Origin of the sequence: Aliiroseovarius subalbicans, assembly GCF_022678625.1 — a bacterium.
GTDB classification, from domain to species: Bacteria; Pseudomonadota; Alphaproteobacteria; order Rhodobacterales; family Rhodobacteraceae; genus Aliiroseovarius_A; species Aliiroseovarius_A subalbicans.
On sequence record NZ_JALBYQ010000001.1, the window covers coordinates 910,943 to 935,870 of the forward strand.

Consider the following 24,928-nt stretch of genomic DNA (forward strand, 5'->3'; position numbering starts at 1 on the left):
TCAGGCCCCCACGCTCAGGCGGCGGAACGGGCCGGCGCCGAACTGGTCGGACACCTGCGCCACGTCGATGTTGAACGGTGCCACCGCCCCGTCGTTACCCTGCGCCGTGGCCGAATAGGTCCAGGCGGGTGCGCTGACGGTTTCCTCGCGCAGCAGAACCTCGCCATCCAGAACGCGCACGACATAGGTCTCAGCAGCTTCGCCCAGCGGCACCTCGACCCCAGCCCAACTGTCGCCGTCGGTGCGGGTGCGGCGGATCCAGCCGACCGCCAAATCCCCGGCCCCATCAAGCTCGGCTTGCAGATGCACAGGCGCATAGGGGCGCAGACCGATCCCGTCGAAGGCATGCACCTGATGGGCATAGACCGGGTCATTATAGGTCCGCGAGGCCGGTCCAACCCGGTAATGACGCAGCAGGCCACGTTCTGATGCAGTCAGCGCGATCTGCTCAGGCGTGCCGTTCAGCAGAACGACATAGCTTCCCGGCGGCCATTGGTCGGGCATGATCGCGTCACTGCCCTGTTGCCCGCGCAGGCGGGTTGTCAGGTCATAAACACCCTCTTCGACCAAGGTCGCATTAGTGAACTGGAACACTTCCCAGTTTGCCGTCGAGCCGTCACCGATCACCGCCACATTGGCACCGTTCAGCACCTCATCGGCGCTGACCGAGGTCAGCTCACCCGACGCCACCCGCACACGCAGCGCGGGTCCGCGGTCAATCAGGCCAGGTTCGGCCCGGAACAGCGTGTTTTCCGTCATCCCGATGACGGACGCGGCGGGCAGCAGCCGGTTCAGCACATAGGCGCTGTCTTGCGGGGCAGACCAGGCCGCGACCGACCCCGGCCAGGGTGTCGCGGTCACCGCCAGATGCGGTGCATGTTCGACCTCGTCGCCTTTCAAAAGCGGTAGGTCCATGAACAGTGGCAGAACCGGCACGGCGGGGGTGAAGGGCTTCGGGCGCACCGTGACCTCGACCGCATCCGAGGGCGTGTAAAGCCCCGGTTCGATGCGCACCGCCTGGATCATGCTGACCCCGGCCTGTTCCACGTGGTCCAGGCGGTAAAGCTCGGTGCCCGCGTCGGTTTCAATCTCGACCACGTCGCCGGCCATGTTGGCTATGGCCGAGGGCGGCAGAGAAAACCGCGCTTGATCACGCGCCACCCGGCTTTCCGCCAGCCAGCGTTCGACAATCGCGCGGCCTTCGCTTTGCAAGAGCACCAGCGGCATTTCCGATTGCGACACCGCGCGGCTGACCTCGTCGGGAAAGACCGCTTCGGAGGAGCGCACTTCGTAGTCGCCTTCCGCCTCGACAAAGTTCAACCGGATGCGCCCGGCGATTTCGGCCGAAGGCGCGCGGCTCAGCGACAGGGTGCCGTCCTGCTCTTCGGTGATGGCCAGGCGCGCGGGGTCAAGCACGCGGTCTGTGCGCCCATTGCGCGAGGTAAAGACCAGCGTGCCTTCCCGCTCGGCCGCCTCAAACCCATAAGCCAGCATGAGCGGTTGCAGCGCGGCCCGGCCCGAGCTGACTTGCCCGACCGAATAACCACGCACAAGGCCGTGCAGTTCGGACACGTCATAGGCGGTCACACCAGAGCGGTCGCAGATTTCGGACACGACCGAGGCCAGCGACCGCGCCGAGGTGCGCCCGTTCAGCCAATGCCCGTGGGCGTAGTTTTCGCCATCGCTCCACAGCGCCGTATTGCCGGGGAAATACGGGAAGGGACGCGCGTCCCAGGCCCAGACATGGGCGCGCGCCATGTCGATCATTTGCACGCCGGTTTCGCTGTCCGTCACGTTATGCGCCGGGTTACCCCAGTATTGATACATCGCGCGCAGATATTGCATCTGGATCAGGTCATCACGCCGCCCGTTCGAGTAATTCGGCAGGCTGCTTTCCGAGCTTTTCGGGTCCAGGAACTTGTTGGGCTGGTTGGTGCCCTTGTCCACGGCGCCGCAGCCCAGTTCATCGACCCAGGCGGCATCGAACTGCGGCCCGCGCAGCGCCTCGGGTTCATGGGCGGAAAAAACCTGCGCGATCGCGCCGTTGGGCCAGAGCAGCCTTTTGCGCCCGGCCTCCCAGACTGGGCGGCGATCGGGTGGTGAGCAGGCCAGGATGCCACTGTCACCAAACACCATGACCTCGCGGACCTGATCAAAGGTTTCGCCCACCAAGGCCACGCGCGCCGACCGGCCCGGGTCCAGCGGACCCGCCCCCTCGACCTCGGCCCGCACCCATTCGGATCCCGCGCGTGTTTTACCTGCGCCGCGCCCACCCATGATGACCCATGTGCGCCAATTGCCTTCGGGCGGCAGCTGGTGCGGTAGCGCCCAAAACTCGAACAGATAAGGCAGCGCGCTCAACGCGCCGTCACTCAGGCTGTTCAGGAACTCCTCCTGCACCTCCGATGTCGCGCAGGCGAGCCAGTCTGCGCCCGATCTCATCGCGTGCTGCGACAAGGTCAAGCTCTCGTCCGGCCGTGTTGCCGGGTGCTGTTCCACGGGCTTGGTCAACTCGTTTCCTTTCGTCAAATAGGCTTTGCATCGCCTTGCGTGCCGCGTCGGCCTTCTTCGAGACCTCAGGCACCGTGTCGAAGGCGCCAGCATCCAGGTCATCCAGGACCCGTTGCAGCGCCTGCAAAGCTGAAATGAAATGTTTCTCCACAAGCTCCAGAACCAATTCCGGAGCCATATCCTTCCCTGGGGGCGTCTTGTTTGTCATGCGTATGGCTTTGCCTCTCATGCTGCTTCCCGCACGAGAGAAACGGAAAAGCGGCCACCGGGATGTCCCGGGGCCGCTTGCCCATCTCTTCTAGCATGTCACAACTTATAGGCGAAAGCGCACGCTATGTCAAATCGAGGCGCACGCACGACGCACGCCAAGATCATGATTTATTAAGGATTTTTTCCCAACGCGGCCTACTGGTTTGCCCGCTCCGCTTCGATCGCACGCCATTTTGCGACGTTGTCGTTGTGCTCGGCCAGGGTGGCGGCGAAAGCGTGACCGCCGGTGCCATCTGCAACGAAAAACAGGTAATCCGTGCTATCGGGGTTCAACGCTGCCTCGATCGCCGCCGGACCTGGGTTGGCAATCGGCGTCGGCGGCAGGCCCGAAATCACATAGGTGTTGTAAGGCGTTTCACGGCGCAGTTCGCTCTGGCGCAGGCCACGACCCAAAGCGCCCTGCCCGTTGGTGATGCCATAGATCACCGTCGGGTCCGTCTGCAGGCGCATGCCCTGGTTCAGGCGGTTCACAAAGACGCTGGCGACCTGACGCCGTTCGGCCGCCACGCCGGTTTCCTTTTCGACGATCGAAGCCATGATCAGCGCCTGTTCGGGCGTGTCATAGGGCAGACCCTCGGCCCGGTTTTGCCACGCCTCGGCCAACCGCTTTTCCTGCACCGCCACCATCTGGGCCAGCAGGTCGCCTCGATCCGCCCCTGGGCGCACCTCATAGCTGTCAGGCGCCAGGCTGCCTTCGGCGGGCACCCCGTCCACGTCACCGGTCAGGAACTCGGCCGCTTTCAGCGCGTCGACGATCTGCCAGGACGTGGCACCCTCAGCCAGCGCAATTCGGTAACGTGTGTCACCCTCGCCGCGCAGCCGGGTGTAATCCTCAGGCACGTCATCGCCCGGTGCAAATTCGGCCTTCACCACGAAGCGCTGGGTGGCAGGGTCTAGTTCTCGGACCTGGATTTCACTGGCCAGAACACCGATGCGATACACAATCTCGGTGCCGCAGGTCGAGGCGCCGCCACGGGTGACGATGTCCACGATCTCCACCATCGAAGCGCCTTCGGGCACCAGAAACGACCCAGCTTTCAACAGCCGCGTCTTGTCGGTGTATTGCGCACCCATGCGCAGGATCGCAGCAGAACTGACTGCGCCTTGATCCGCCAGGCGATCACTAACCCGGTTGAAAGTCGTGCCGCTTTCCACTTTCAGGCAGATCGCGACCTCCAGCGGGCCGGGCTGTTCATACTGGCGCTTGCCCCATGCAATCACGCCACCCGCTGCGATCAGGATCACGACGAACAGGGACAGGGCGTTTGACGCGATGTGCCGCCACATCAATCGGTGACCTTGCCCAGAACCAGGGACGCATTGGTGCCGCCAAAGCCAAAGCTGTTGGACAGTGCCACGTTGATCTCGCGCTCTTCCTTGGCATTGGCCGCCAGGCTCAGCTTGGGCTCAACCGCCGGATTGTCCAGGTTGATCGTCGGCGGGGCCACCTGGTCGCGCAGCGCCAGGATGCAAAAGATCGCCTCGACCGCTCCAGCAGCGCCCAGAAGGTGGCCGATCGACGATTTGGTCGACGACATGGTCGCCGTGGAGGCCGCGTCACCCAGCAGACGCTCAACCGCTGCCAGCTCAATCGTGTCAGCCATCGTCGAGGTGCCGTGCGCGTTGATGTAATCCACCGCGTCAGGCTCCAGCCCGGCGTGTTTCAACGCCGCTTTCATCGCGCGGAAGCCACCGTCGCCGTCCTCGGACGGGGCGGTGATGTGATAGGCATCGCCGGACAGGCCATAGCCCAGAACCTCGGCATAAATCTTGGCGCCGCGCGCCTTGGCATGTTCGTATTCTTCTAACACGACAACGCCCGCGCCCTCGCCCATCACGAAGCCGTCGCGGTCTGCGTCATAGGGCCGGCTGGCGGTTTCCGGGCTGTCGGCGCGTTTCGTCGACAGCGCCTTGCAGGCGTTGAACCCGGCAATGCCAATCTCGCTGATCGCGGTTTCCGCGCCGCCGGCCACCATCACGTCAGCATCACCATGCTGGATCAGCCGGCTGGCGTCGCCAATGGCATGGGCACCGGTGGAACAGGCGGTCACGACCGCGTGGTTCGGACCTTTGAAACCAAAACGGATTGACACCTGACCCGAGATCAGGTTGATCAGCGATCCGGGGATGAAGAAGGGCGACACACGGCGCGGTCCACGTTCGTGGATCAGCACAGCGGTCTCCGCGATGGAATTCAGCCCGCCGATGCCCGACCCGATCATCACACCGGTGCGCTCACGACCTTCGTCGTCCTCGGGCATCCAGCCTGAATCCTTCACCGCCATGTCGGCGGCAGCCATGCCAAACAGGATGAACTCATCCACCTTGCGGCGTTCCTTGGCGGCCATCCAGTCGTCGGGGTTGAACGTGCCGGCGTTGCCGTCACCGTAAGGGACTTCGCAAGCGTAATTGGTGGTCACACGGCTGGCGTCGAACTTGGTGATCGGGCCTGCGCCCGACTTGCCCGCAAGAATGCGTTCCCAGGTTTCCTCGACCCCGCATGCCAGCGGTGACACCATGCCCAGACCCGTAATGACCACTCGACGCATTCTGCTGCCCCTTTTCAGGTTTCTAAATCCTTCGCGCTTGATACCGCGCGGCGGGGGGATGGGGCAAGGGTGAAAGAAGCGGTCTTAGCAGGTGCGCGGGCGAACCTCCGCACGGATTTTTTCACCAATCGCGTGGCGGGCGCGCTCCAGGTCATGTTCGGTCTGCACGTGCACCCAGAAATCGGCGGCGGTGCAGAAATACCGCGCCAGGCGCATCGACAATTCGACGTCCACCGCCAGCGCGCCCTCGACCAGCTTGCGCACGATCTGCGGCGACACGTTCAAGCGCAGCGCCAGCTTGGCCTGGTCGATGCCCAGAGGTTCCAGAAACTCACTGCGCAGAACCTCGCCAGGCGTGGGACACAGAAACACCGGCTTGGGCGCTTCCACGGCCTCGGGCGGCAGGATCTGCACCTCAGTGGGCAAACCGGCCGCTTTCCAGTCCTTCAACCCGCCCTCCATGTGCAAAATGCCCACGTGGCCTTCGTTCAGCAGCATTTTGGCGGCAGCCTCCGAGCGCTTGCCGACCGCGCAGTGGATCACCACGTGCTTGCCGTCGATGGCGGGAAAGAATTCGGGGTCAAAGCTCGACAGCGGCAACAACAGCGCGCCTGCGATGTGTTCCACCTCATATTCCTTGGTTTCACGCACGTCGACCAGCAGAACCTCGCCGCCATCCAGCCAGTCCTGCACCTGCGCCGCGTTCACGGTTTCGACGAATACATCTTGTCTCTGCGCCAGGCCCATCGGGTCCCCTCCTGCGTGATATAAGCCAGTGAACCATAAGTCATTTCGGTGTGGAATGTCCGCCCTGACTGGAAGTCCACGCCGCAACATCGGTCCGGTTTCGACGCTGTAAACAGAAAAACGGCGCCCGTCGGGGCGCCGTTTCAGAATGCTTGCGAAAGAATCGCGTGCTTGTGGGACCTGCCCTTAAGCGGCTTCGGTGATGAACTTCACCGCGTCGCCGAAGGTCTGAATGGTCTCGGCAGCGTCGTCCGGAATTTCGATCCCGAACTCTTCTTCGAAGGCCATGACCAGCTCGACCGTGTCCAGGCTGTCCGCGCCCAGGTCGTCGATGAACGAGGCCGATTCCGTGACCTTATCCTCTTCCACACCCAAGTGCTCCACAACGATTTTCTTAACGCGATCTGCGACGTCGCTCATGGTAAATCCTCACAGTTTTTCAGGCGTTACAGCCTGTTTTCATTTGGCCCCGAAAGGCCGCTCATGTTCCCGTGCGTATCGCCGAGATGCCCTAGCGTCAGGTGACGTCAGGACCAAATCTGCGCCGCCTATAGCATATCGCAACACATAGGCAAACGCTTTCAGACCACAAGGGGTCAGATCATCGCCATGCCACCGTTCACATGCAGCGTGGTGCCGGTGGTGTAGCCAGCCCCGTCGCTGGCCAGATACAGGACTGCCGCGGCGATTTCCTCGGGCGTGCCCATGCGACCGGCGGGGATCTGCACGTTGATCTTGTCCTTTTGATCATCGGTCAGCTTGTCGGTCATCGCGGTGGCGATAAACCCGGGGGCGACACAGTTCACGGTGATGCCGCGGCTCGCGACCTCATAGGCAATCGATTTGGACATGCCGACCATGCCGGCCTTGGAGGCGGCATAATTCGCCTGCCCCGGATTACCGGTGGCACCGACGATGGAGCTGATGTTCACGATCCGGCCCCAGCGCGCCTTCATCATCGACCGCATAACACCGCGGCACAGGCGCATGGTGGAGGTCAGGTTGACCTCAAGCACGCTGGCCCAGTCGTCGTCCGACATGCGCATGAAGATCTGGTCTCGGGTGATGCCTGCATTGTTGACCAGGATGTCTACGCTGCCCATCGCCTCGGCGGCTTGTTTGGGCAGGGCATCCACCGCGGCGGCGTCCGATAGGTTGCAGGGCAGAACATGGGCGCGTTCACCCAGCTCGGCGGCCAGCGCCTCCAGCGGCTCGACCCGCGTACCGCTCAGGCCCACATTGGCGCCAGCGGCATGCAATGTCTTGGCAATCTCGCCACCGATACCTCCGGACGCCCCGGTGATCAGCGTATTCTTTCCTGTCAGATCAAACATTTGCATTCCTTACTTCATGCTCTCAGCGGCAGCTGCCACATCTTCGGGCGTGCCCACGGTGCGGGTGCCGACCTCTTTTGCGATCCGGCGGATCATGCCTGTCAGGGCCTTGCCCGCGCCGATCTCCCAGATTTCGGTCACGCCCTGCGCGGCCATCCAGGACACGCTTTCGCGCCAGCGGACCGAGTGGGTGACTTGATCGACCAGAAGCGATCGGATCGTGGCCGGGTCGATCACGTCGTGGGCCAGCACGTTGGCAACCAGCGGCACCTTGGGGGTGTGCATCTCGACATGGCTCAGCGCTTCGGCCATCGCCTCGGCGGCGGGCTGCATCAGGGCGCAGTGGAACGGCGCGCTGACCGGCAGCAGAACCGCCCGGCGTGCGCCTTTGCCCTTGGCGATCTCGATCGCGCGTTCCACGGCCTCTTTGTGGCCCGACACGACCACCTGGGCGGGGTCATTGTCGTTGGCGGCCTGACAGACCTGATCATGCGCCGCTTGCGACGCGACCTCGGTCGCAGTTTCAAAATCAAGGCCCAGCAGCGCGGCCATCGCGCCTTCGCCCACCGGAACGGCCTGTTGCATCGCCAGACCACGGGTGCGCAACAGCCGCGCGGTGTCGGCGACGGAAATCGTCCCTGCAGCAGCCAGCGCAGAATACTCGCCCAACGAGTGACCAGCGACATAGCTTGCCGCGGTGACATCAACGCCCTCCGCCTCAAGCGCGCGCATGGCGGCCAGCGAGGTGGCCATCAGCGCAGGTTGCGCGTTCTGTGTCAGGGTCAGAGCATCCTGCTCCCCCTCCCAGATCAGAGACGACAGGCTTTCACCCAAAGCCTCGTCCACCTCGTCGAACACAGCCTTTGCGGCTGGATAAGCATCAGCCAAGGCCTTGCCCATGCCGATCGACTGGGCACCTTGGCCCGGAAATACGAATGCGCGGCTCATGAAGTCCTCCTCACCCCGATCTGTTTCAACCGGGATAGCCCGCCACGGGGGCCGGTGCAATTGTCCAAGAGATAAACAGGGTAAAAACGGCTGGAAAAACGCCAAGACCGCCCCCGAAGGCGCGATCTTCAGACAGGCTGTGGCGGTCGATCAGGCAGCGGCAAGACCGATCTTGGGTGTCCTCAACGCCTGTTGCGACATTGTCCGCCCATCGCGCTCACGCGCCCCGTTCAAATCGTGCGCCAGACGTTCGCGTACTGGTTCCAACTCGATTTCTTTGCCCGTTGCAACCTCAAGCGCATTTTCCGTGTTACCTATACGCAGATACAGGCGCGCTGGGGCTCCTTTATCCTTTGACCGCATAAGATACACAGACCCGATTTCATGAAATTCCAACTGCGTCGACAGGCGGTAGTCGCCCTGCAGGTTGCGTTGTCCAACGCGCAGTTCGCGGCGCACCAGATCAACCTGGAGCTCCTGGATGAACCCTTTGCGTGCGTTCCAGACAAGGATTGCGCCCATCATCATAAACAGGACCATAAGTCCCAACTTCATCACCGCGACGTCCGCCCCGGCCTGGCTTGAGGGCAGGAACCACATACCAATGGTGGCCAGAAGGAACCCAATGCCAATGATCTTGCTGACAAGCTCAACCATAAGCCCGCGTTTCTGCGCGGTGCTCGGCTCAGAGATCGTGTAGCCCCAATAGGTCGGACAGACCTGCGGAGCAAATGCCCCGGATACTTGTACGGTACCGTCATTTCCGCCAGTGATCGCGTTCATCGCGCATCCCCTCGTTGATCTGGTTCCATGGCCCCCGTTCATTTGCTTTTCAGAAATGATCGTGGCGCAAATGCGGCCAGTTGGGGTTCATTCGGTGACTGTTAAACACACCCCTCGCACCCCTTCGGGGCTTGCATCCCCACTCCACGCGTGTATAAGGCGCCGTCCTTCCGCATGTCTTATGAATGCGTAGCCTCTCGTGGGTGGGTCGTGGAAGGTCTGGCCCCTGCCCTTTGAAGCGCGCCGAACAACTAGAACTGGAGTAAGCATGCCGCTTTACGAGCATGTCTTCATCTCGCGTCAGGACCTGTCCAACACGCAAGCTGAAAACCTCATCGAACACTTTGGCACTGTCCTGGCCGACAACGGCGGGAAACTCGTGGATCACGAGTATTGGGGTGTCAAAACGATGGCCTACAAGATCAACAAGAACCGCAAGGGCCACTATGCCTTCCTGCGCTCGGATGCCCCGGCACCGGCCGTTCAGGAAATGGAACGCCTGATGCGCCTGCATGACGACGTCATGCGCGTTCTGACGATCAAGGTCGACGATCATGCCGAGCTTCCCTCGGTGCAAATGCAGAAACGTGACGAACGCGGCGATCGCCGTGGCCGTGACCGCTAAGCTGAAGGGGATCTAAACCATGGCATCCAAACCGTTTTTCCGCCGTCGCAAGGTCTGCCCGTTCTCAGGTGAGAACGCGCCCAAGATCGACTACAAGGACACCCGTCTGCTGCAGCGCTACATCTCTGAGCGTGGCAAGATCGTGCCCTCGCGCATCACCGCCGTTTCGGCCAAGAAGCAACGGGAACTGGCCCGCGCAATCAAACGCGCCCGCTTTCTCGCCCTGCTTCCCTACGCCGTGAAGTAAGGAGAGCATCATGCAAGTTATCCTTCTCGAACGCGTTGTTAAACTGGGCCAGATGGGCGACGTCGTTGACGTCAAACCCGGCTACGCCCGCAACTTCCTGCTGCCGCAAGGCAAAGCCCTGACCGCTTCGGCCGCCAACGTGGCGTCCTTCGAAGCGCGCAAGGCTCAGCTGGAAGCCAACAACCTGGAAACCAAGAAAGAGGCCGAGGCTATGGCCGAGAAACTCGATGGACAGCAGTTCATCGTGATTCGTTCCGCCTCGGACGCCGGTTCGCTCTACGGTTCGGTCACCCCGCGTGACGCCGCCGAAGCCGCGACCGCCGATGGTTTCTCGGTCGACAAGAAACAGGTCGCCCTGATCGCACCGATCAAGGACCTGGGTCTGCACGACGTGGCCGTCATCCTGCACCCCGAAGTGCAAGTGACGATCCAGATGAACGTGGCCCGCTCGCAGGAAGAAGCCGAGCTTCAGGCCTCGGGCAAGTCCATTCAGGAACTGGCCGCTGAAGCCGAAGCAGAAGCAGAGTTTGAGATCGCCGAACTGTTCGACGATATCGGCGCTGCCGCTTCGGAAGACGACGACCTTGTTGAAGCCCCCGCCGAAGAGGCCGGGGAAGAGGCTGCGGACGAAGAGTAATCTTCTTCCGCTCACAAGAATTAAGGCCGCTCCATTCGGGGCGGCCTTTTTAGTTGGGTGGCCCGCCTTGCGCGATGGGGAGGTAACGGATCGTCCAGCTGCGGTGCCGCGACCGCGACGATGTGTGCCCCCTTTTCGTCAGCGCACTGACGCCGATCCTTGCTGTGCCCCTATCCGTTCGCCATTGGTGGGCCTATGCTGCGGCCCATGACACATTTTACCCGACGCGCCCTGTTGCTTTCGCTTACTGCCTTTTCCCTGACCGCATGTGCAGGTCGCAGACGAAAGGGCGCACCTGCGGTTACACCGGTCCGTGATGCCTTCAACCCGCCGCTGTATCCCAACGAAACGCCCGAGCTGCGGGCGCTGATCAACAAATGGGCGGATCACTACCAAATCCCGCGCGCGTTGGTGCACCGACAAGCGGTCCGCGAAAGCACACACCGTCCCTGGGCGCGCAACGGACCTTACTGGGGATTGCTACAGATCCTGCCGCAAACCGCGCGCACAATGGGGCACCGCGGCCCGGCCAGCGAGCTTCTCAACCCCGATGTGAACCTGAAATACGCGGGCAAATACCTGCGCGGGGCCTATCTGGTGTCCGGCGGCGATATCGAGGGCGCGATGGGCTGGTATGCGCGCGGCTATTACTATGAAGCCAAGCGGCTGGGGCTTTTGGTGGAAACCGGCCTACGCCCCGGCTGACCCCGCAACGAAAAAGGCCGCCCGAAGGGGCGGCCTTTCGCGTGACGTGAAACGTCAGACTTATTCTTCTTCCAGCGCCTCAACGGCCTTCTGCAGGTCGTCCTTCGAGATCTCTTTCTCGGACACCTCAGCCAATTCGAACACGTAGTCCACGACTTTGTCTTCGAAGATCGGCGCCTGCAGCTGCTGGCGCATCTGCGGGTTTTGCTGGACGAATTCGAAGAACTCGCGTTCCTGACCCGGATATTGACGCGCCTGGTTCATCACCGCCTGCGTCATCTCGGCGTCGGACACTTCGATCTCGTTCTTCTGGCCCAACTCGGCCAGCAGCAGACCCAGACGCACACGACGGGCGGCCAGGGACTTGTGTTCGTCCGTGGCTTCGATTTCCGGGTGGTCGTGGCCTTCCACATCCGGGTTTTCGTCGTGCCACAGCTGGTGCGCAATCTGACCGGCTTCGGCGTCCAGCAGCGACGGCGGCAGATCGAAGTCGACCAGCTTGTCCAGCGCGTCCAGCAAGCCACGCTTCATCACGGCACGGGCTGCACCGGTGTATTCGGCTTCCAGACGCTCGGTGACCTGGGACTTCAGCCCGGCCAGATCCTCGGCGCCGAACTTCTTGGCCAGCTCATCGTCGATCTCGGCAGCTTTCGGCGCTTTCACGGCTTTCACGTTGCAGGTGAAGACGGCGTCTTTGCCAGCCAGGTTTTCGGCGCCATATTCGGCGGGGAAGGCGACTTTGACCTCAACTTCGTCACCAGCTTTCGCACCAACCAGCTGTTCCTCGAAACCGGGGATGAAGCTGTTGGAGCCCAGTGTCAGCGGGTAGTCTTCCGCAGCACCACCGTCGAAGGCTTCGCCGTCAACTTTGCCCAGGAAGTCGATCACGACCTGGTCGCCGTCCTTGGCCTTGGAGCCCTTCTTGCGGTCGGCAAAGTCCTGTGCGGTTTCGGCCAGCGAAGCCAGCGCTTCCTCGACATCGGCGTCGGCGGCTTTGACGATCAGCTTCTCCAGCTTGATGCCTTTCAGGTCGACCTCGGGGATCTCGGGCAGCGCCTCATAGGACATCTCGACTTCGACGTCGTCGCCCTCTTTCCAATCTTCATTGGTCATCTTCACGTCAGGCTGCAGCGCCGGGCGATCGCCGGAGGCTTCGAAATGATCGCTCATCGCGCCATCGACAGCTTCCTGCATGGCCTCGCCCATCAGGCGCGGGCCGAACTGCTTTTTCAGCAGAGCCATCGGAACCTTGCCCTTGCGAAAGCCCTTCAATTCGACTTCCGGCTGAGCCTCGGCCAGCTTTTCGTTCACTTTCGCGTCCAGCTCAGAAGCTTCGATCACGATGTTATAGCCGCGCTTAAGGCCTTCGTTCAGGGTCTCGGTGACCTTCATGATGTCGTCCTTTTCCTCATTTGGTGCGGGTGAAGGGACTCGAACCCCCACGCCTTGCGGCGCCAGAACCTAAATCTGGTGCGTCTACCAGTTCCGCCACACCCGCATAACAGACAAGGCAGCCCGAAAAGGCCGCCCGAAATTCGCGCCCTTCTAACAAAGCCTGCGGGGGGATGCGAGAGGAAAAACCGTCAAAATCGCTCGCTCTTAACCTGATTTTTGGGTATGGTGAGGGAAAACAAGAGCAGACAAACAAAGCAGGCACCCATGGCACAACATAGCCAGGGGCAGAAACGTGGGGAAAACACCTGCGCGCCCCGACATATTTATACCTCCGGTCTTGCGGCCGGATGCAGCGTTTTGACGCTTGATGGCGAGTTACCGGTCGAATTTCTTCACGCCGGGGATCGAATCGTCACCGTCGATCAGGGCAAGGTGAGGTTGCGCGCGATCTCCGCGCGACCGGTTTGGAAGTCCGACCTTGTGCGGATCAATCCGCGTGCCTTGGCACCGACTACAAACGCCCCCGATATCTGGATCGCGGCGCATCAACCACTTTTGATCCGTGATTGGCGCGCCAAGGTGATGTTCGGCCGCACGCGGGCTCTGGTGCCCGCCAACCGGATGCTGGACGGTGAACATATCCGGCGTGAACGGGATGAGGTGCAGACCACCTTGTTCCAGCTGCATTTCGATGAAACGCACCTGCTGCGCGTGGCCGGAATCGACATGACCTCAACCCGCCTGCCCGGCCTGAAGCGTGCGAACCAACGCAAAACACGTGAAACCACCAAGGGCTGATATTACCCAGGCGCCGTTAACTTTCCTTATCCCTGCCCAATTTGCGCCCCATTTTGGCGCGACATCGTCTACGGGATGTAAAGAAAGTCTACCAAATGACCTATCGAGCTGCCGAATTCGACACAGAAACCAACCTTGCACCGGTTCCCTCCAGCACAATGACAGGCATTGCTGCCGGAACGGTCATTCTGACCCTGCGCGGTGAAATCGCCGTCGAGGACCTCCGGGAAGGTGACAAGGTCATCACGCGTGACATGGGTGCGCAACCGCTTCGCCACGTGACACAATATAGCGCGAGTGTTTCGGTTATCGCCAAGAACAGCATGGGGCAGAACCGCCCGTCCCGCGACGTTCGCGTGGCTTCCACACAACCGATTCTGAACCGGGGTGAAACCACCTCCGTCGCTGCGGCAATGGATTTCGTTTCCGTTCTGCGTGGTGCCGTCGAGGAATCCCTGCTCTACCGCCTCTGCTTTGACCATGAGCACATCATCTATGCAGATGGGCTGGAAGTGACCACGGCCCGAGCGGCTTAAAACCCCAACGTCCTGAACACGCTCGGCAATTGGTCGGGCAGATCTTCGGCGATCAGCCCTGGACCGAAAGTCAGCGCACATTCCACATGCAGCCAGGCCGCGGTTTCCGCCGCCTGCATCGGCGCAAAGCCACGGGCCAACAGCCCGGTAATGAACCCCGCCAGCACATCCCCCGACCCAGCGGTTGCCAGCCACGGTGCCGCACGGTCATAGGCGGCTGAGTTGATTGAACAGCGCCCCTCCGGACCCGCAATCACTGTATCCGCCCCCTTAAACAGCACAACACAGCCTGCCCGCGCGGCGGCCTCGCGTGTCGCGTCGACCTTGGAGTAAGCGGGGCCTGTTTTGGAAACGGCTTTCAGCTTTTTGGCGATGTCAGGGAAAAGTCGTTCGAATTCACCTGCATGCGGCGTGATCACGCAGGCAGCCGTCAGCATTTTGAAGAGTGTTGACGGGTCATCCTGAAACGCTGTCAACGCATCTGCATCAAGCACCGTCGCCCGCCCAGCAGCCAAGGCCACAGGAACCAGGTCCCGCGCGCGATCCACGCCCAGCCCCGGCCCCAGGCACAACACGTTGAGCCTTTTGTCCGCCAATACGGCCTTGAGTGTCGGCGCGTCGCCAACGGGTGACAACATGATTGCATCCAGCTGCGCTGCATTCTCCTGAAGGGCCCCGGGCGTCGGCGCGACTGTTACCAGCCCAGCCCCAACTCTGAGCGCGCCGCGTGCCGCCAACCGCGCCGCACCGCCCTTGCCGGACCCACCAGACACGATCAGGGCGTGCCCGTGGGAGAACTTGTGCCCCTGATTACCTTTTCCCAGTTCTTGGGGCTTCTCGACCATCTTAACCCAATGGCCCTGCGACATTGCTGGGCGGCTCTTCAAGCCAATGGATTTCACAACCGATTTTCCGCAGGCCTTTGATCCCGCCGCAAGGACATGTCCCAGCTTCAAGGTATGAAAGGATACGGTCAGATCCGCTTCAACGACATTTGGGCGGTCACCCAAAGGGGTTCCGCTGTCACTGCAATACCCGGAAGGCAGATCGACCGACAATGTGCGATGTGTTTGCCCCACTTCGGGCATGCAGGACAGGGCGGACAGTGGCAACGCCACCTCCCGCGCAAGGCCCGTCCCAAACAGCGCGTCGATCACGAGATCGCAAGTGCCGGGGAACGGTGCGCGCTCCCAAGTTGATGCTTTCAGGGATTGAGTCTCACCCAACACCTCCCACCGTTCATAATTCACCCGCGCATCTGACGGCAGTTTTTCGGCGTCCCCATACAGAAACACCTCAACCTCCCAGCCCCATTCCTTCAACAGCCGCGCCACCACGAACCCGTCGCCGCCATTGTTCCCCGGTCCGCACAACACCACGGCACGATGCGAGGTCTTTGCCAGCTCGGGCCATTCCTCAAAAATCGCCTCAACCACGCCCCTGCCCGCGCGCTCCATCAGCTCCAGCCCGGTCACGTCACCCGACTCGATCGCCGCCTGTTCGATGGCGCGCATTTGGGCGGCGGTCAGCAATTCGGTCATGATCTTCGCCTCTAAAATTCGCAAATCGCCCACATTGCACGCAATCTGCCTAAATTTTGGGCACAGGCACCGGAATCCCGCCCTGTGTCAACTTGCACTCAGCCTATCCAATTGAGCCCCCCGCGTGAAAGTGATCTTTCACCTTCGACGCATAGAATCCATGGGGGACCACCACATGAAAAAGATCGAAGCCATCATCAAACCGTTCAAACTGGACGAAGTGAAAGAAGCGCTGCAGGACATCGGCGTGCAGGGCCTGTCGGTGATCGAGGTCAAGGGGTTTGGCCGCCAGAAGGGCCACACCGAGCTCTATCGCGGCGCCGAATATGTTGTGGATTTCCTACCCAAGGTCAAAATCGAGGTCGTGCTGCCCGCCGACCAGGTTGACGGTGCGATCGAGGCCATCGTGGACGCCGCCAAGACCGACAAGATCGGCGACGGAAAGATCTTCGTCTCGACCGTTGAACAAGCCATTCGCATCCGCACCGGGGAATCCGGTCAGGACGCGCTGTAAGAACACCAAGTTACCGAAAGAGGGATACTGAAATGAGCAACAAAGACCTTCTCAAGCGGATCAAGGACGAAGACATCGCCTATGTCGACATCCGCTTTACCGACGTGCGCGGCAAGCTGCAGCACGTGACCGTGGATTGCGACCTGGTCGACGAAGACTTCCTGGAAGAAGGCTTCATGTTCGACGGGTCGTCGATTGCCGGCTGGAAGTCGATCGAAGCTTCGGACATGAAACTGATGCCCGACTGCGACAGCGCCTATGTCGATCCGTTCTATGCGGAAAAGACCCTGTGCGTGCATTGCTCGATCGCCGAGCCGGACACTGGCGAGCATTACGAGCGTGACCCGCGCGGCACCGCCCAGAAAGCCGAGGCTTACCTGAAGTCCTCTGGCATCGGCGACGTGGCCTATATGGGTCCGGAAGCTGAGTTTTTCCTGTTCGACGACGTGCGTTTCTCCAACACCATGAACAAGGTGTCGTTCGAAGTGGACGCCATCGACGCGTCCTGGAACTCGGACACCGAATACGAAATGGGCAACTCGGGCCACCGTCCGGGCATCAAGGGTGGCTATTTCCCGGTCAACCCGATCGACGATGCGCAGGACATCCGTGGTGAAATGCTGACCACGATGAAGCAGCTGGGCATGAAAACTGACAAGCACCACCACGAAGTGGCGTCTTGCCAGCACGAGCTGGGCCTGATCTTCGACAGCCTGACCAAACAGGCCGACGAGCTGCAGAAATACAAGTACGTCATCCACAACGTGGCGCATGCCTACGGCAAATCGGCGACCTTCATGCCGAAGCCCATCGCGGGTGACAACGGCACCGGCATGCACGTGAACATGTCGATCTGGAAGGATGGCAAGCCGCTGTTCGCGGGTGACAAGTATGCTGACCTGAGCCAGGAAGCGATCTACTTTATCGGAGGCATCCTGAAGCATGCGAAGACGCTGAATGCCTTCACCAACCCGGCGACCAACAGCTACAAGCGCCTGATCCCCGGTTTCGAAGCCCCCGTTCTGCGCGCCTACTCGGCCCGCAACCGCTCGGGCTGCGTGCGTATCCCGTGGACCGAAAGCCCGAAAGCCAAGCGCGTCGAGGCCCGTTTCCCCGATCCGGCCGCGAACCCCTATCTGTGCTTCGCAGCGCTTCTGATGGCCGGCCTTGACGGCATCAAGAACAAGATCGATCCGGGCCCAGCACAGGACAAAAACCTCTATGACCTGCCGGCAGAAGAGCTGGAAGGTATCCCGACGGTTTGCGCCTCCTTGCGCGAAGCGCTGGACAGCCTGGCTGCGGACCATGACTTCCTGCTGGCCGGTGACGTGTTCACCAAAGACCAGATCCAGGGCTACATGGACCTGAAGTGGGAAGAGGTTTACGCCTATGAGCACACGCCGCACCCGGTGGAATATCAGCTCTACTACAGCTGCTGATCGCCACTGTCGGTCGAAAATCAGGGCGTCCCAATCGGGGCGCCCTTTTTTGATGTCCGGTGAAAGGGATTCTCAACAAATCTGATCCATACCGGAGCCGTAACGGTTCCGGGATGAGGTTAGAATGACCCCCAGTTGGCGCACCGGCCTTTTGATTTGCCTTGCTGTAGCCTCGGCCAGCCCCCTTCGGGCGGGGTCCGAGACTGTGTTGTTTCAACCCGGCGGCGCCGTTGTGGGCGGGGCGAAACCGCTTCTGGCGATGCATCCCGCTGCCACCAATGCTGCCGTGCCGCACAGTGCTGCCAGCTTGTTCACCGGGCAAAGCGGGGCCAGCCTGTTTGCCCCCTTGCCCGCACGCCCGTCCCGCGCCGCCGCGCGTGCCGCCGCCCGTGCGGCCGATGCCCAGGCCCGCACCGTGGCCGCCGCGGCACAGGTTACGCTGTCCGCGCCGCAATCGCTGCCTGCGCTGACCCAGATTCAGCGGCTGCGTCATCTGATTGCCCAGGCCGAGGCCGGGGCGAAGGGCTATGACGCCGTGCAACACGGGGCGAAGATCAAGCCTGACACCCCCCCCCACGCAGATGAAAGTCCAGGACATCTATGACTGGATCTCGGCAACGCCTGGCCAGCCCCACGCGATCGGGCGCTATCAGTTCATCCCGGCCACGCTGAAACGTCTGGTCACCAAGCTGGGCGTTGGGGTGGATGAGGTGTTTTCCCCCCGATTGCAGGATCGGTTGGGCGATACCCTTTTGCTGGAGGCGGGCTTGGCCGCCTTTCGTCAGGGCCGCATGACGCGACATGTCTTCATGAACAACATGGCCAAGATCTGGGCCGGGTTGCCGAATTCCTCCGGTAAATCGCACTACGATGGCTATGCCGGCAACAAGGCAACGATGACCTGGGCGCGGTTCGACCGGGAAATGGCGCGGATATTTCCCACGCCCGCGACTACGTCAGCAGGCGCGAATACCACAACAGCCCCAAACGGGTAAGCTGCGCGGTCACCGGCGCCCAGAGGCTGCGAAAGGCGATCGGGTCCAACCCGGCCTGCCCTGCGATGGCCGACAGCGGCGCGCGCCCGGTAATCCCGGCGATCAACGGGGCGGCCGCCTTGTCAATCTTCAAGGAGATCGCCTCGCCCTCGACCTTCACGTTGACCCGACCCCGTTTGGCGATCTCACCGGCCAGCGCCGGGGCTGACCCGCCCTTGAGATGTGGCACCAGCGTCGGGTCAGTTCCATCCGCCACCGTTTGGTCCCGCCCTTTTGCCACCGCATAGCCCGTGTGCATCTTGATCGTGCCGCGCAGCTCTTCGGCGATGGCCATGCGGGCGATCGGGTCATCCGGCAGGCCGATGTCCCCGACAATGTCGCGCGGGTCGTACAGGCTGGGCTGTGAAAACCCCGCCAGCTGCAGCCCGGCTTGATCCAGCGCCTCGGCCACTTCTCGCACGCGGTAGGTCCGGTCGGTCGAATGCAGCAGAAGGTCAAAGAAACCTGCGTCCCCTTGCTTGTGGTCCACCACGTTCCGGTTCAGCGCAAAGGGATGGTTTTTCGGCAGGGATTTGAACACTTTGCGCGCCTCCCGCAGCTTGTCCTTGGGCGACATCCCGTCAAACAGCGCGGCAAAGGCATCCTGAAGCGGATACACGCCGGACCGCCCGAACGGGGCATAGACCATGAAGCCCAGCCCGCCCCCCGGCGCCAGCGCCCGGCCCAGCGCGTCAAACCCGTCCTGCGGCCTTGGCAGGTGATGCAGCACCCCGCAGCAGTCGATGTAATCGAACTGCCCCATCTCTGGCGCGTCCAGAAGGCTGCCGGTGACAAAAGTGATGCCCTTCAGCCCACGCACGCGCGCGCGTTCTTCGGCAATGGCGCGCGAGGCGCTGGACAGATCGACATAGGTGATCTCATAGGGCCGCTTGGCCATGGTCATGACCTGGGCCAGCTGGATCAGCGCATCCCCGGTACCGCCCCCCGCGACCAGTGCCTTCAACGGCTCACGCCAATTGCGCGCACCGTTCCACAGGAAATGATCCATTTCCAGCGGGTGCGACGGGGATCCATTGACAAGGCGACGACGCTCCTCGTTCGGATCCCGCGCGGGATAGGGAAAGGCTTCGTATTGCGCTTTGACGTCGTTCATCCCTTGGGCCCCTGTCCGAATTTTGCGCGCAGTTTGCCGGGTCCGGAGCCAAATGGCCAGAGCCTGTCAGGTGTTTCCATTTTGAGGATACTCTGCGGGGCCGCACCGGGAAAACGGCTGCAATTGTGGCAATAACTTCACCGAAATTTACCTTTTTCGCCTCACTGTTTCCAAATCACGACCTCATTGGCTGAGTATTGTTCAGAAGAGAGAGCCAATGGACAGGCCATTGGACACCATCAAGGCAGAGTTATGAGCACCTATACGAGCATACAAAAAACATCGCTCTTCCGCCTGCAGGCACAGATGGCAGAGCACCGGCTGGTGCGTGCCTTTCGGCAACGTGGCTGGCTGCGCACCCTGCGCGGAAAGATCGATTTTGGTGAACGCCGCGCCACGCATGGGGTGAAACGCATCCGCCATTGGCAAGATGGAGGTTTCATCACGATGAAACTGCCAGCCTGAGCAATGGTACCGGTCTGCCCCATCGCGGGCCGTCATGAAAAAAGGGGGCCACCATGGACCTGAGCGAGATCGAAACCACCTTGCTTTTCACAATGCTGCCCGAGGTCGACTTTGATGCCCTGCGCACGCGGCTGAACACCCGGCTTGCGTCACTTGGCTTGGTCCTCCACCCGGCGGTGGTGCCCGAACCGGGCTGTGCGATCTTCACCGGGTCCGGGCTTCAACTCCTGATCACCACGGACGCCGCTCCTCTGGGGGCCGAGGCGTTCGGCGGCGCCATCGCTCCGGACACGACACCGGCCAACCGGGCCGCGTTGACCGGTATCGTGGCTCGGCATGGCGCCCATCTGACAATCACGATCTGTCACCTAGCGGACGAAGACGTGGCCGACATCACCACCGCCCGCGACAGGCTTCAGCTGGCCCATATCACCGCGGCGGAGCTGGCGCGGCTGCGTTCTCCACTGGCCGTGCACTGGCAACCCAGCAACCGCCTGATGCAACGCGCTGCCTTTGAGGCGATGGTCGAAGACGACACCCCGCTGGAGCTGTTTCTGTTCCCCGTGGACGAAGTCACCGGACCGCGCAAGACGCCCGGTCTACGACTTCACGGAGCACGCGTCTGGCTTGGTGCCGAGTTGCACGCCCAATTTGGCGCCCTGCCCCGCGACGTCGTGCGCCGTGCTGCTCTGGCCTTCGTGAAAGCCGCTTGCGGCAGTGAAACCCTGATCACCGGGCAGAGCTTTCATCATGCCGGTCAGGTGTTTCGTATCGCGCACGCGCCTCGGGGCAGCCGGATCGACTTGATCCCGGCGGCGCAATCCCCGCTGCCGATCGCACCATCGCCACGCGCACCAATCCACAGACCCGCGGCCTGAACCCGGTTCAGCGGGTTTCGCCAAGCAGGTGCAGATCCTCGTCACTCAGCACACTGAAAGGCACCACGTAGGTGTGGATCGAAAACACGACCGCATCGGATTTTGCCAGTCGCAGCATGCTCTGACGTTCGACCCGTTTCCATTTCGGCCCGGTGATTTCACGGCTGCGCCGGTCTTCTTCGCGGCGCGGTTGATGCAGTTCGGGATCGCCGTAGGTCAGTTGGTTGGCCCGCCACATCGGCCGGCCGACACGGATGCCGTCAAACAACCGTTGCACCCGCCTGGCGATATCCGCTGTATAAGCCGCCACTGGGACGTGAATCGCGATCATCGGCTTCATGAACTTCTGTGACAGCGTCCAGCTGGCCGGAAAACACAGAACTGCTCCGGTCAGAACGTGTTCCTCGCCCCGTTTCTGCATCAGGACAAGATCCTCCTGCACCAGCGCGCCGCAGGTCTCCAGCGGTCGGGAACGGTCAGCCTTCACCACGCGCCCGTCCGGGCAGGTGATCCGGTCCCCATGACGTTGAAACCCGTCCTTACCCTCAATCTCTTCCAGCACCCTGTCCAGCAGCTCCTCGGCCGCCGGGCGCGCAGATGGATCAAGCCGCACCACTGCGGCGCCCTTGTCGGTCATCAGCCTGACCCGGTGCGCCATTTGCGCGCCATAGGCGTCATCCATCTGCAACCACTCGCCCGGTGCTACCGGGTTCAACCCCGGCAGGCGGCGGGTGCGTTCCTCGGCCCAGGGTTTGACCGGCAGAACCGTCTGACAAATCTCGACCATCGTGCCCCCCTTGTTCAAACGCGACACTGGCGCGGCGCAAACGGGAAGGCAAGCGGGCAAGGGGTCACTAGCGTTGAAGGAACGGATTTCAAACAGGGGACCCGCCATGAATGATCATTACCGCGATACGCGCAAGATCGACCCGACCCGGGGTGACCGATTGGGTGATGGCACGCCGAACGATAAGGACAGGATCGAAATCGGCCCCACCCTGATGGCCTTTCGCGAATGGGAAGCGGCCGGGCTGACCCTGCCGAACCTGGAACGAATGCGCGAATATCGCTGGAAACGGTTGACGCAGCACATCGTCGATCGCGGCTATGCTGGGCTGCTCATGTTCGACCCGCTGAACATCCGCTATGCGACCGACAGCACCAACATGCAGCTGTGGAACACCCACAACCCGTTTCGCGCCGTGCTGCTGTGCGCCGATGGCTACATGGTGATCTGGGACTACAAGAACGCGCCATTTCTGAGTAAATTCAACCCGTTGGTACGTGAACAACGCTCTGGCGCCGACCTGTTTTATTTCGATCGCGGCGACAAGATCGACGTCGCCGCCGACGTCTTCGCCAACGAAGTGCGCGTTCTGCTGGCTGAACATGCGGGCGGAAACAAACGCCTGGCGGTCGACAAGATCATGCTGCATGGGCTGCGCGCACTAGAGGCGCAGGGCTTCGAGATCATGGAAGGCGAAGAGGTCACGGAAAAGTCCCGCGCGGTCAAAGGCCCGGACGAGATCCTGGCGATGCGCTGTGCATCGCTCGCCTGCGAAAACGCGGTGGCCGAGATGGAGCGCTTTGCCCGTGCGCAGGTGCCTTTGGGCAAGACCAGTGAAGACGACATCTGGGCGGTGCTTCACGCCGAGAACATCAAGCGCGGCGGTGAATGGATCGAAACGCGGCTTCTGGCGTCTGGCCAACGGACCAATCCGTGGTTCCAGGAATGCGGCCCGCGCGTGGTTCAGAACAATGAAATCGTCGCCTTCGATACCGATCTGGTCGGCTCCTATGGCATCTGTGTCGACATTTCCCGCACCTGGTGGATCGGGGATGAAAAGCCCACGAATTCCATGGTTTATGCAATGCAACATGCGCATGAACACATTATGCAGAACATGGAGATGCTGAAACCCGGCGTCACGATCAATGAATTGGTTGCGGGCTGTCATCAGCTTGATGATGCGTTCTGGGGCCAGAAATACGGCTGCCTGATGCATGGCGTCGGCCTGTGCGATGAATGGCCCCTGGTGGCCTATCATGACAAGCATGTGGACGGCGCGTTCGACTATGCCCTCGAGCCCGGCATGGTGTTGTGCGTCGAGGCGCTGGTGGGCGAAGACGGCGGCAGCTTCTCGATCAAGCTTGAAGATCAGGTTTTGATCACCGAAGACGGCTTTGAAAACCTGACGAAATACCCCTTCGACCCGGTGTTGATGGGACAGGCCTGACAAGGCGGCGGGCGCGGTCATTGATATTTATCAAGGTAGATGCGGAATGTTTGCGCTATAATTCCGCTACGTGGAATCCCAACCTGCCGATAATCGGCAACCGCGTGAACACGAAGAGGAGGGTAAGTTATGTTGAACACGTTCCTTCGTTCCTGCAGCGCCGTCGCATTGATCGGACTGGTGAGTGTCGGAACCGCCGTGGCCGACGACCTCGGCAAGGGCGAATACCTGACGTATTGTGCAAGCTGTCATGGCGCTGACGCCATGGGGGGCGGTGCGATTGCTGAGTTCATGTCCGTTCGGGTCCCTGATCTGACCAAAATCGCAGAACGCAACGACGGGGCATTCCCGTTTCTGGACGTTGTGCACATGGTCGATGGCCGCTCTGGTGTGATGGCCCACGGGACTGAAATGCCCGTCTGGGGCGACCGCTTCACCGCCGAAACCGGCGAACCGATGATCGGTGATCTGAGTGCGATCTACGAGGTGCGCGGCCGCGTCCTGTCGCTTGTTTCGTATCTGGAATCGATCCAGAAATGACCGGATAGACGCGAAAGCGTCCGGTCGGGCCTTCGCACAGCGGGGGCCCGGCCCTGTTTTGGCCCTAGGCTGGCGTTACCAGGCAAGATCAAACCGGGCCAGGATACCGAAATGATCCGAGCCCAACAGCGGCAGGCGTTGTGTTTCGCCCTGCCCGCTGACCAGAACATGGTCAATTGGCACACGCAACCAACCGCCTGCTTTCATAAGGCTCACATGCGGGCGCCCGATGCGGCGGGTGTTTGACGCCTCTGCGACGTCTCGCATCATGTGTGACCACGGGACCATGTTGAAATCCCCGCCAATCGCGATCGGGCCGTCCAATGTGGCCAGCACCGGCAGCAGGCGCGCGGCTTGGCTGGCCTGACTGTTGGGCCATGGCCAGTGCAGGTGGATCGACACAACCCAGACCGGTCCTTCCGGAGTCGAGACCTGCATCCCCGCCATCCCGTCATGTTCGGCGCAAAAGGCGGTGTCACGGATCACCGGCCAGCGCGACGCGACCGCCACACCGCCGATAGTTTCAAACGGGCAAAACTGCTGCGCCGGATAGGTATCGCCCAGCGTGTCGAACAGGGCCAGGTTCACGCCGCTGACCTCTTGCAAGGTCACGAAATCCGGTTTGTGCAACAGGATATCCTGCCCAAGGCGCGCCGGGCTGGGCATGCGAAACAGCATGTTCTTCTGATAAAGGCTCAGACTGGCGCCATTGGGGGAGGCATCCGCTCCACCCAATGCCCACAGGATCGGCACGAGCGCCACCGCACCTGCGCTGAGGTTCACAAGGGCCAGTAAGGGTCGGCGGCCCGCCAAAAGGCCGAGTGCCGCAAGCACAAGCACCGCGGCCAGATGGGGCCGCAAAACCGCCAAGGAATCGCCCATCGGATGCAGCGCGCCCAGATATCCGCCAACAAGCGCCACAAGACCCATCACGGTCGCGTATGTCATGAACCGTATCAGCACGCCTCTTGGTATCGCGAAAAACACTCTGGGGGAACGCCGCATCACCTCGACGTGAGCGACCCGTTGCCGACCTTGCGCGAAACCCCGCCATGCTCCTATCTGGACGTCAGACCCTAAG

The 24,928-nt window shown here is 61.6% G+C and carries 28 protein-coding genes and 1 tRNA gene; 14 read left to right on the forward strand and 15 right to left on the reverse strand.

The window, feature by feature from the left end:
- The 9 genes from MN188_RS04485 to MN188_RS04525 all read right to left on the reverse strand — a co-directional run bounded on the left by MN188_RS04485 (position 1) and on the right by MN188_RS04525 (position 9,142).
- A complete protein-coding gene (locus tag MN188_RS04485) occupies positions 1-2,442 on the reverse strand; it encodes a phage tail protein (protein WP_242106396.1) in 2,442 nt (813 codons plus the stop codon).
- Positions 2,369-2,689 carry a hypothetical protein gene (locus MN188_RS04490; RefSeq protein ID WP_242106397.1) on the reverse strand — a complete coding sequence of 107 codons (321 nt, stop codon included), beginning with the start codon at positions 2,687-2,689 and terminating at the stop codon, positions 2,369-2,371. Before MN188_RS04490 ends, MN188_RS04485 begins: the two co-directional genes overlap by 74 nt.
- Before the next feature lie 227 nt (positions 2,690-2,916).
- Positions 2,917-4,068 carry an endolytic transglycosylase MltG gene (gene mltG, locus MN188_RS04495; protein ID WP_242106398.1) on the reverse strand — a complete coding sequence of 384 codons (1,152 nt, stop codon included), beginning with the start codon at positions 4,066-4,068 and terminating at the stop codon, positions 2,917-2,919.
- A complete protein-coding gene (fabF, locus tag MN188_RS04500; protein ID WP_242106399.1) occupies positions 4,068-5,330 on the reverse strand; it encodes a beta-ketoacyl-ACP synthase II in 1,263 nt (420 codons plus the stop codon). The genes mltG and fabF overlap by 1 nt, the downstream gene beginning before the upstream one ends.
- Before the next feature lie 84 nt (positions 5,331-5,414).
- On the reverse strand, positions 5,415-6,077 hold the full coding sequence (locus MN188_RS04505) for a HigA family addiction module antitoxin (protein ID WP_242106400.1): 663 nt from the start codon (positions 6,075-6,077) through the stop codon (positions 5,415-5,417).
- Positions 6,078-6,263: 186 nt separating this feature from the next.
- On the reverse strand, positions 6,264-6,497 hold the full coding sequence (locus tag MN188_RS04510) for an acyl carrier protein (RefSeq protein WP_242106401.1): 234 nt from the start codon (positions 6,495-6,497) through the stop codon (positions 6,264-6,266).
- Positions 6,498-6,673: 176 nt separating this feature from the next.
- Positions 6,674-7,411 (reverse strand): 3-oxoacyl-[acyl-carrier-protein] reductase, encoded by a 738-nt coding sequence (gene fabG, locus MN188_RS04515; RefSeq protein ID WP_242106402.1) that lies wholly within the window; start codon positions 7,409-7,411, stop codon positions 6,674-6,676.
- Between the two features lie 9 nt (positions 7,412-7,420).
- Entirely contained in the window at positions 7,421-8,359 is a 939-nt protein-coding gene (gene fabD, locus MN188_RS04520) for an ACP S-malonyltransferase (RefSeq protein ID WP_242106403.1), read from the reverse strand.
- 150 nt (positions 8,360-8,509) lie between these two features.
- Positions 8,510-9,142 (reverse strand): hypothetical protein, encoded by a 633-nt coding sequence (locus MN188_RS04525; protein WP_242106404.1) that lies wholly within the window; start codon positions 9,140-9,142, stop codon positions 8,510-8,512.
- Positions 9,143-9,410: 268 nt separating this feature from the next.
- Here MN188_RS04525 and rpsF point away from each other — a divergent pair, with 268 nt between their 5' ends.
- The 4 genes from rpsF to MN188_RS04545 all read left to right on the forward strand — a co-directional run bounded on the left by rpsF (position 9,411) and on the right by MN188_RS04545 (position 11,356).
- Positions 9,411-9,767, forward strand: a complete 357-nt coding sequence (gene rpsF, locus MN188_RS04530; RefSeq protein ID WP_242106405.1) for a 30S ribosomal protein S6 — start codon at positions 9,411-9,413, stop codon at positions 9,765-9,767.
- Positions 9,768-9,786: 19 nt separating this feature from the next.
- Positions 9,787-10,014, forward strand: a complete 228-nt coding sequence (rpsR, locus tag MN188_RS04535; protein ID WP_242106406.1) for a 30S ribosomal protein S18 — start codon at positions 9,787-9,789, stop codon at positions 10,012-10,014.
- A 10-nt stretch (positions 10,015-10,024) separates the two neighbouring features.
- On the forward strand, positions 10,025-10,651 hold the full coding sequence (rplI, locus tag MN188_RS04540) for a 50S ribosomal protein L9 (protein ID WP_242106407.1): 627 nt from the start codon (positions 10,025-10,027) through the stop codon (positions 10,649-10,651).
- 207 nt (positions 10,652-10,858) lie between these two features.
- Positions 10,859-11,356: a transglycosylase SLT domain-containing protein gene (locus MN188_RS04545; RefSeq protein ID WP_242106408.1), complete on the forward strand. Its 498-nt coding sequence runs from the start codon at positions 10,859-10,861 to the stop codon at positions 11,354-11,356.
- A gap of 60 nt (positions 11,357-11,416) precedes the next feature.
- On the opposite strand, the gene tig is transcribed toward MN188_RS04545, so the two are convergent.
- Positions 11,417-12,748 (reverse strand): trigger factor, encoded by a 1,332-nt coding sequence (gene tig, locus MN188_RS04550; protein WP_242106409.1) that lies wholly within the window; start codon positions 12,746-12,748, stop codon positions 11,417-11,419.
- A 21-nt stretch (positions 12,749-12,769) separates the two neighbouring features.
- Positions 12,770-12,854: transfer RNA gene (locus tag MN188_RS04555), tRNA-Leu, on the reverse strand.
- A 161-nt stretch (positions 12,855-13,015) separates the two neighbouring features.
- Here MN188_RS04555 and MN188_RS04560 point away from each other — a divergent pair.
- Together MN188_RS04560 and MN188_RS04565 are read left to right on the forward strand one after the other, a co-directional pair.
- Positions 13,016-13,549, forward strand: a complete 534-nt coding sequence (locus tag MN188_RS04560) for a Hint domain-containing protein (protein ID WP_242106410.1) — start codon at positions 13,016-13,018, stop codon at positions 13,547-13,549.
- A 158-nt stretch (positions 13,550-13,707) separates the two neighbouring features.
- Positions 13,708-14,085, forward strand: coding sequence for a Hint domain-containing protein (locus tag MN188_RS04565; RefSeq protein WP_242106411.1), 378 nt, complete (start codon positions 13,708-13,710; stop codon positions 14,083-14,085).
- Here the strand turns inward: MN188_RS04565 and MN188_RS04570 are convergent.
- Positions 14,082-15,626: an NAD(P)H-hydrate dehydratase gene (locus MN188_RS04570; protein WP_242106412.1), complete on the reverse strand. Its 1,545-nt coding sequence runs from the start codon at positions 15,624-15,626 to the stop codon at positions 14,082-14,084. The genes MN188_RS04565 and MN188_RS04570 overlap by 4 nt on opposite strands.
- Positions 15,627-15,801: 175 nt before the next feature.
- Between MN188_RS04570 and MN188_RS04575 the strand changes: the two genes are divergently transcribed.
- The 4 genes from MN188_RS04575 (at position 15,802) to MN188_RS17670 (ending at position 18,574) form a co-directional block, all read left to right on the forward strand.
- On the forward strand, positions 15,802-16,140 hold the full coding sequence (locus MN188_RS04575) for a P-II family nitrogen regulator (protein ID WP_242106413.1): 339 nt from the start codon (positions 15,802-15,804) through the stop codon (positions 16,138-16,140).
- A gap of 32 nt (positions 16,141-16,172) precedes the next feature.
- Positions 16,173-17,579, forward strand: coding sequence for a type I glutamate--ammonia ligase (gene glnA / locus MN188_RS04580; RefSeq protein ID WP_242106414.1), 1,407 nt, complete (start codon positions 16,173-16,175; stop codon positions 17,577-17,579).
- A 124-nt stretch (positions 17,580-17,703) separates the two neighbouring features.
- Positions 17,704-18,183: a hypothetical protein gene (locus MN188_RS17665; protein WP_338023232.1), complete on the forward strand. Its 480-nt coding sequence runs from the start codon at positions 17,704-17,706 to the stop codon at positions 18,181-18,183.
- Complete coding sequence (locus MN188_RS17670) at positions 18,161-18,574, forward strand: hypothetical protein (RefSeq protein WP_338023233.1); 414 nt, start codon at positions 18,161-18,163, stop codon at positions 18,572-18,574. Before MN188_RS17665 ends, MN188_RS17670 begins: the two co-directional genes overlap by 23 nt.
- On the opposite strand, the gene MN188_RS04590 is transcribed toward MN188_RS17670, so the two are convergent.
- Entirely contained in the window at positions 18,531-19,727 is a 1,197-nt protein-coding gene (locus tag MN188_RS04590; RefSeq protein WP_242106415.1) for a class I SAM-dependent methyltransferase, read from the reverse strand. The two genes, MN188_RS17670 and MN188_RS04590, sit on opposite strands and share 44 nt — an antisense overlap.
- Before the next feature lie 252 nt (positions 19,728-19,979).
- On the opposite strand from MN188_RS04590, the gene MN188_RS04595 reads away from it, so the two are divergent.
- Both MN188_RS04595 and MN188_RS04600 read left to right on the forward strand, forming a co-directional pair.
- On the forward strand, positions 19,980-20,192 hold the full coding sequence (locus MN188_RS04595; protein ID WP_242106416.1) for a hypothetical protein: 213 nt from the start codon (positions 19,980-19,982) through the stop codon (positions 20,190-20,192).
- A gap of 53 nt (positions 20,193-20,245) precedes the next feature.
- Positions 20,246-21,070 (forward strand): hypothetical protein, encoded by an 825-nt coding sequence (locus MN188_RS04600; RefSeq protein ID WP_242106417.1) that lies wholly within the window; start codon positions 20,246-20,248, stop codon positions 21,068-21,070.
- A 7-nt stretch (positions 21,071-21,077) separates the two neighbouring features.
- On the opposite strand, the gene MN188_RS04605 is transcribed toward MN188_RS04600, so the two are convergent.
- Entirely contained in the window at positions 21,078-21,857 is a 780-nt protein-coding gene (locus tag MN188_RS04605) for a heme-dependent oxidative N-demethylase family protein (protein ID WP_242106418.1), read from the reverse strand.
- 106 nt (positions 21,858-21,963) lie between these two features.
- On the opposite strand from MN188_RS04605, the gene dddP reads away from it, so the two are divergent.
- Together dddP and MN188_RS04615 are read left to right on the forward strand one after the other, a co-directional pair.
- Positions 21,964-23,307 (forward strand): dimethylsulfonioproprionate lyase DddP, encoded by a 1,344-nt coding sequence (dddP, locus tag MN188_RS04610; protein ID WP_242106419.1) that lies wholly within the window; start codon positions 21,964-21,966, stop codon positions 23,305-23,307.
- Between the two features lie 129 nt (positions 23,308-23,436).
- Positions 23,437-23,847 carry a c-type cytochrome gene (locus MN188_RS04615; protein ID WP_242106420.1) on the forward strand — a complete coding sequence of 137 codons (411 nt, stop codon included), beginning with the start codon at positions 23,437-23,439 and terminating at the stop codon, positions 23,845-23,847.
- Positions 23,848-23,922: 75 nt separating this feature from the next.
- Here MN188_RS04615 and MN188_RS04620 read toward each other — a convergent pair whose 3' ends face one another.
- On the reverse strand, positions 23,923-24,795 hold the full coding sequence (locus MN188_RS04620) for an endonuclease/exonuclease/phosphatase family protein (protein WP_242106421.1): 873 nt from the start codon (positions 24,793-24,795) through the stop codon (positions 23,923-23,925).
- Positions 24,796-24,928: the final 133 nt, after the last annotated feature.

Coding starts and splice junctions, on each gene's coding strand:
- rplI (WP_242106407.1), top strand. CDS start 10,025: ATGCAAGTTATCCTTCTCGAACGCGTTGTTAAACTGGGCCAGATGGGC.
- MN188_RS17670 (WP_338023233.1), top strand. CDS start 18,161: ATGAAAGTCCAGGACATCTATGACTGGATCTCGGCAACGCCTGGCCAG.
- MN188_RS04485 (WP_242106396.1), bottom strand. CDS start 2,442: ATGAGATCGGGCGCAGACTGGCTCGCCTGCGCGACATCGGAGGTGCAG.
- fabD (WP_242106403.1), bottom strand. CDS start 8,359: ATGAGCCGCGCATTCGTATTTCCGGGCCAAGGTGCCCAGTCGATCGGC.
- rpsR (WP_242106406.1), top strand. CDS start 9,787: ATGGCATCCAAACCGTTTTTCCGCCGTCGCAAGGTCTGCCCGTTCTCA.
- fabF (WP_242106399.1), bottom strand. CDS start 5,330: ATGCGTCGAGTGGTCATTACGGGTCTGGGCATGGTGTCACCGCTGGCA.
- MN188_RS04605 (WP_242106418.1), bottom strand. CDS start 21,857: ATGGTCGAGATTTGTCAGACGGTTCTGCCGGTCAAACCCTGGGCCGAG.
- MN188_RS04595 (WP_242106416.1), top strand. CDS start 19,980: ATGAGCACCTATACGAGCATACAAAAAACATCGCTCTTCCGCCTGCAG.
- MN188_RS17665 (WP_338023232.1), top strand. CDS start 17,704: ATGACCCCCAGTTGGCGCACCGGCCTTTTGATTTGCCTTGCTGTAGCC.
- MN188_RS04525 (WP_242106404.1), bottom strand. CDS start 9,142: ATGAACGCGATCACTGGCGGAAATGACGGTACCGTACAAGTATCCGGG.
- MN188_RS04600 (WP_242106417.1), top strand. CDS start 20,246: ATGGACCTGAGCGAGATCGAAACCACCTTGCTTTTCACAATGCTGCCC.
- MN188_RS04560 (WP_242106410.1), top strand. CDS start 13,016: ATGGCACAACATAGCCAGGGGCAGAAACGTGGGGAAAACACCTGCGCG.
- MN188_RS04615 (WP_242106420.1), top strand. CDS start 23,437: ATGTTGAACACGTTCCTTCGTTCCTGCAGCGCCGTCGCATTGATCGGA.
- MN188_RS04575 (WP_242106413.1), top strand. CDS start 15,802: ATGAAAAAGATCGAAGCCATCATCAAACCGTTCAAACTGGACGAAGTG.
- tig (WP_242106409.1), bottom strand. CDS start 12,748: ATGAAGGTCACCGAGACCCTGAACGAAGGCCTTAAGCGCGGCTATAAC.
- dddP (WP_242106419.1), top strand. CDS start 21,964: ATGAATGATCATTACCGCGATACGCGCAAGATCGACCCGACCCGGGGT.
- MN188_RS04490 (WP_242106397.1), bottom strand. CDS start 2,689: ATGGCTCCGGAATTGGTTCTGGAGCTTGTGGAGAAACATTTCATTTCA.
- MN188_RS04590 (WP_242106415.1), bottom strand. CDS start 19,727: ATGAACGACGTCAAAGCGCAATACGAAGCCTTTCCCTATCCCGCGCGG.
- mltG (WP_242106398.1), bottom strand. CDS start 4,068: ATGTGGCGGCACATCGCGTCAAACGCCCTGTCCCTGTTCGTCGTGATC.
- MN188_RS04620 (WP_242106421.1), bottom strand. CDS start 24,795: ATGACATACGCGACCGTGATGGGTCTTGTGGCGCTTGTTGGCGGATAT.
- rpsF (WP_242106405.1), top strand. CDS start 9,411: ATGCCGCTTTACGAGCATGTCTTCATCTCGCGTCAGGACCTGTCCAAC.
- glnA (WP_242106414.1), top strand. CDS start 16,173: ATGAGCAACAAAGACCTTCTCAAGCGGATCAAGGACGAAGACATCGCC.
- MN188_RS04565 (WP_242106411.1), top strand. CDS start 13,708: ATGACAGGCATTGCTGCCGGAACGGTCATTCTGACCCTGCGCGGTGAA.
- MN188_RS04510 (WP_242106401.1), bottom strand. CDS start 6,497: ATGAGCGACGTCGCAGATCGCGTTAAGAAAATCGTTGTGGAGCACTTG.
- fabG (WP_242106402.1), bottom strand. CDS start 7,411: ATGTTTGATCTGACAGGAAAGAATACGCTGATCACCGGGGCGTCCGGA.
- MN188_RS04545 (WP_242106408.1), top strand. CDS start 10,859: ATGACACATTTTACCCGACGCGCCCTGTTGCTTTCGCTTACTGCCTTT.
- MN188_RS04570 (WP_242106412.1), bottom strand. CDS start 15,626: ATGACCGAATTGCTGACCGCCGCCCAAATGCGCGCCATCGAACAGGCG.
- MN188_RS04505 (WP_242106400.1), bottom strand. CDS start 6,077: ATGGGCCTGGCGCAGAGACAAGATGTATTCGTCGAAACCGTGAACGCG.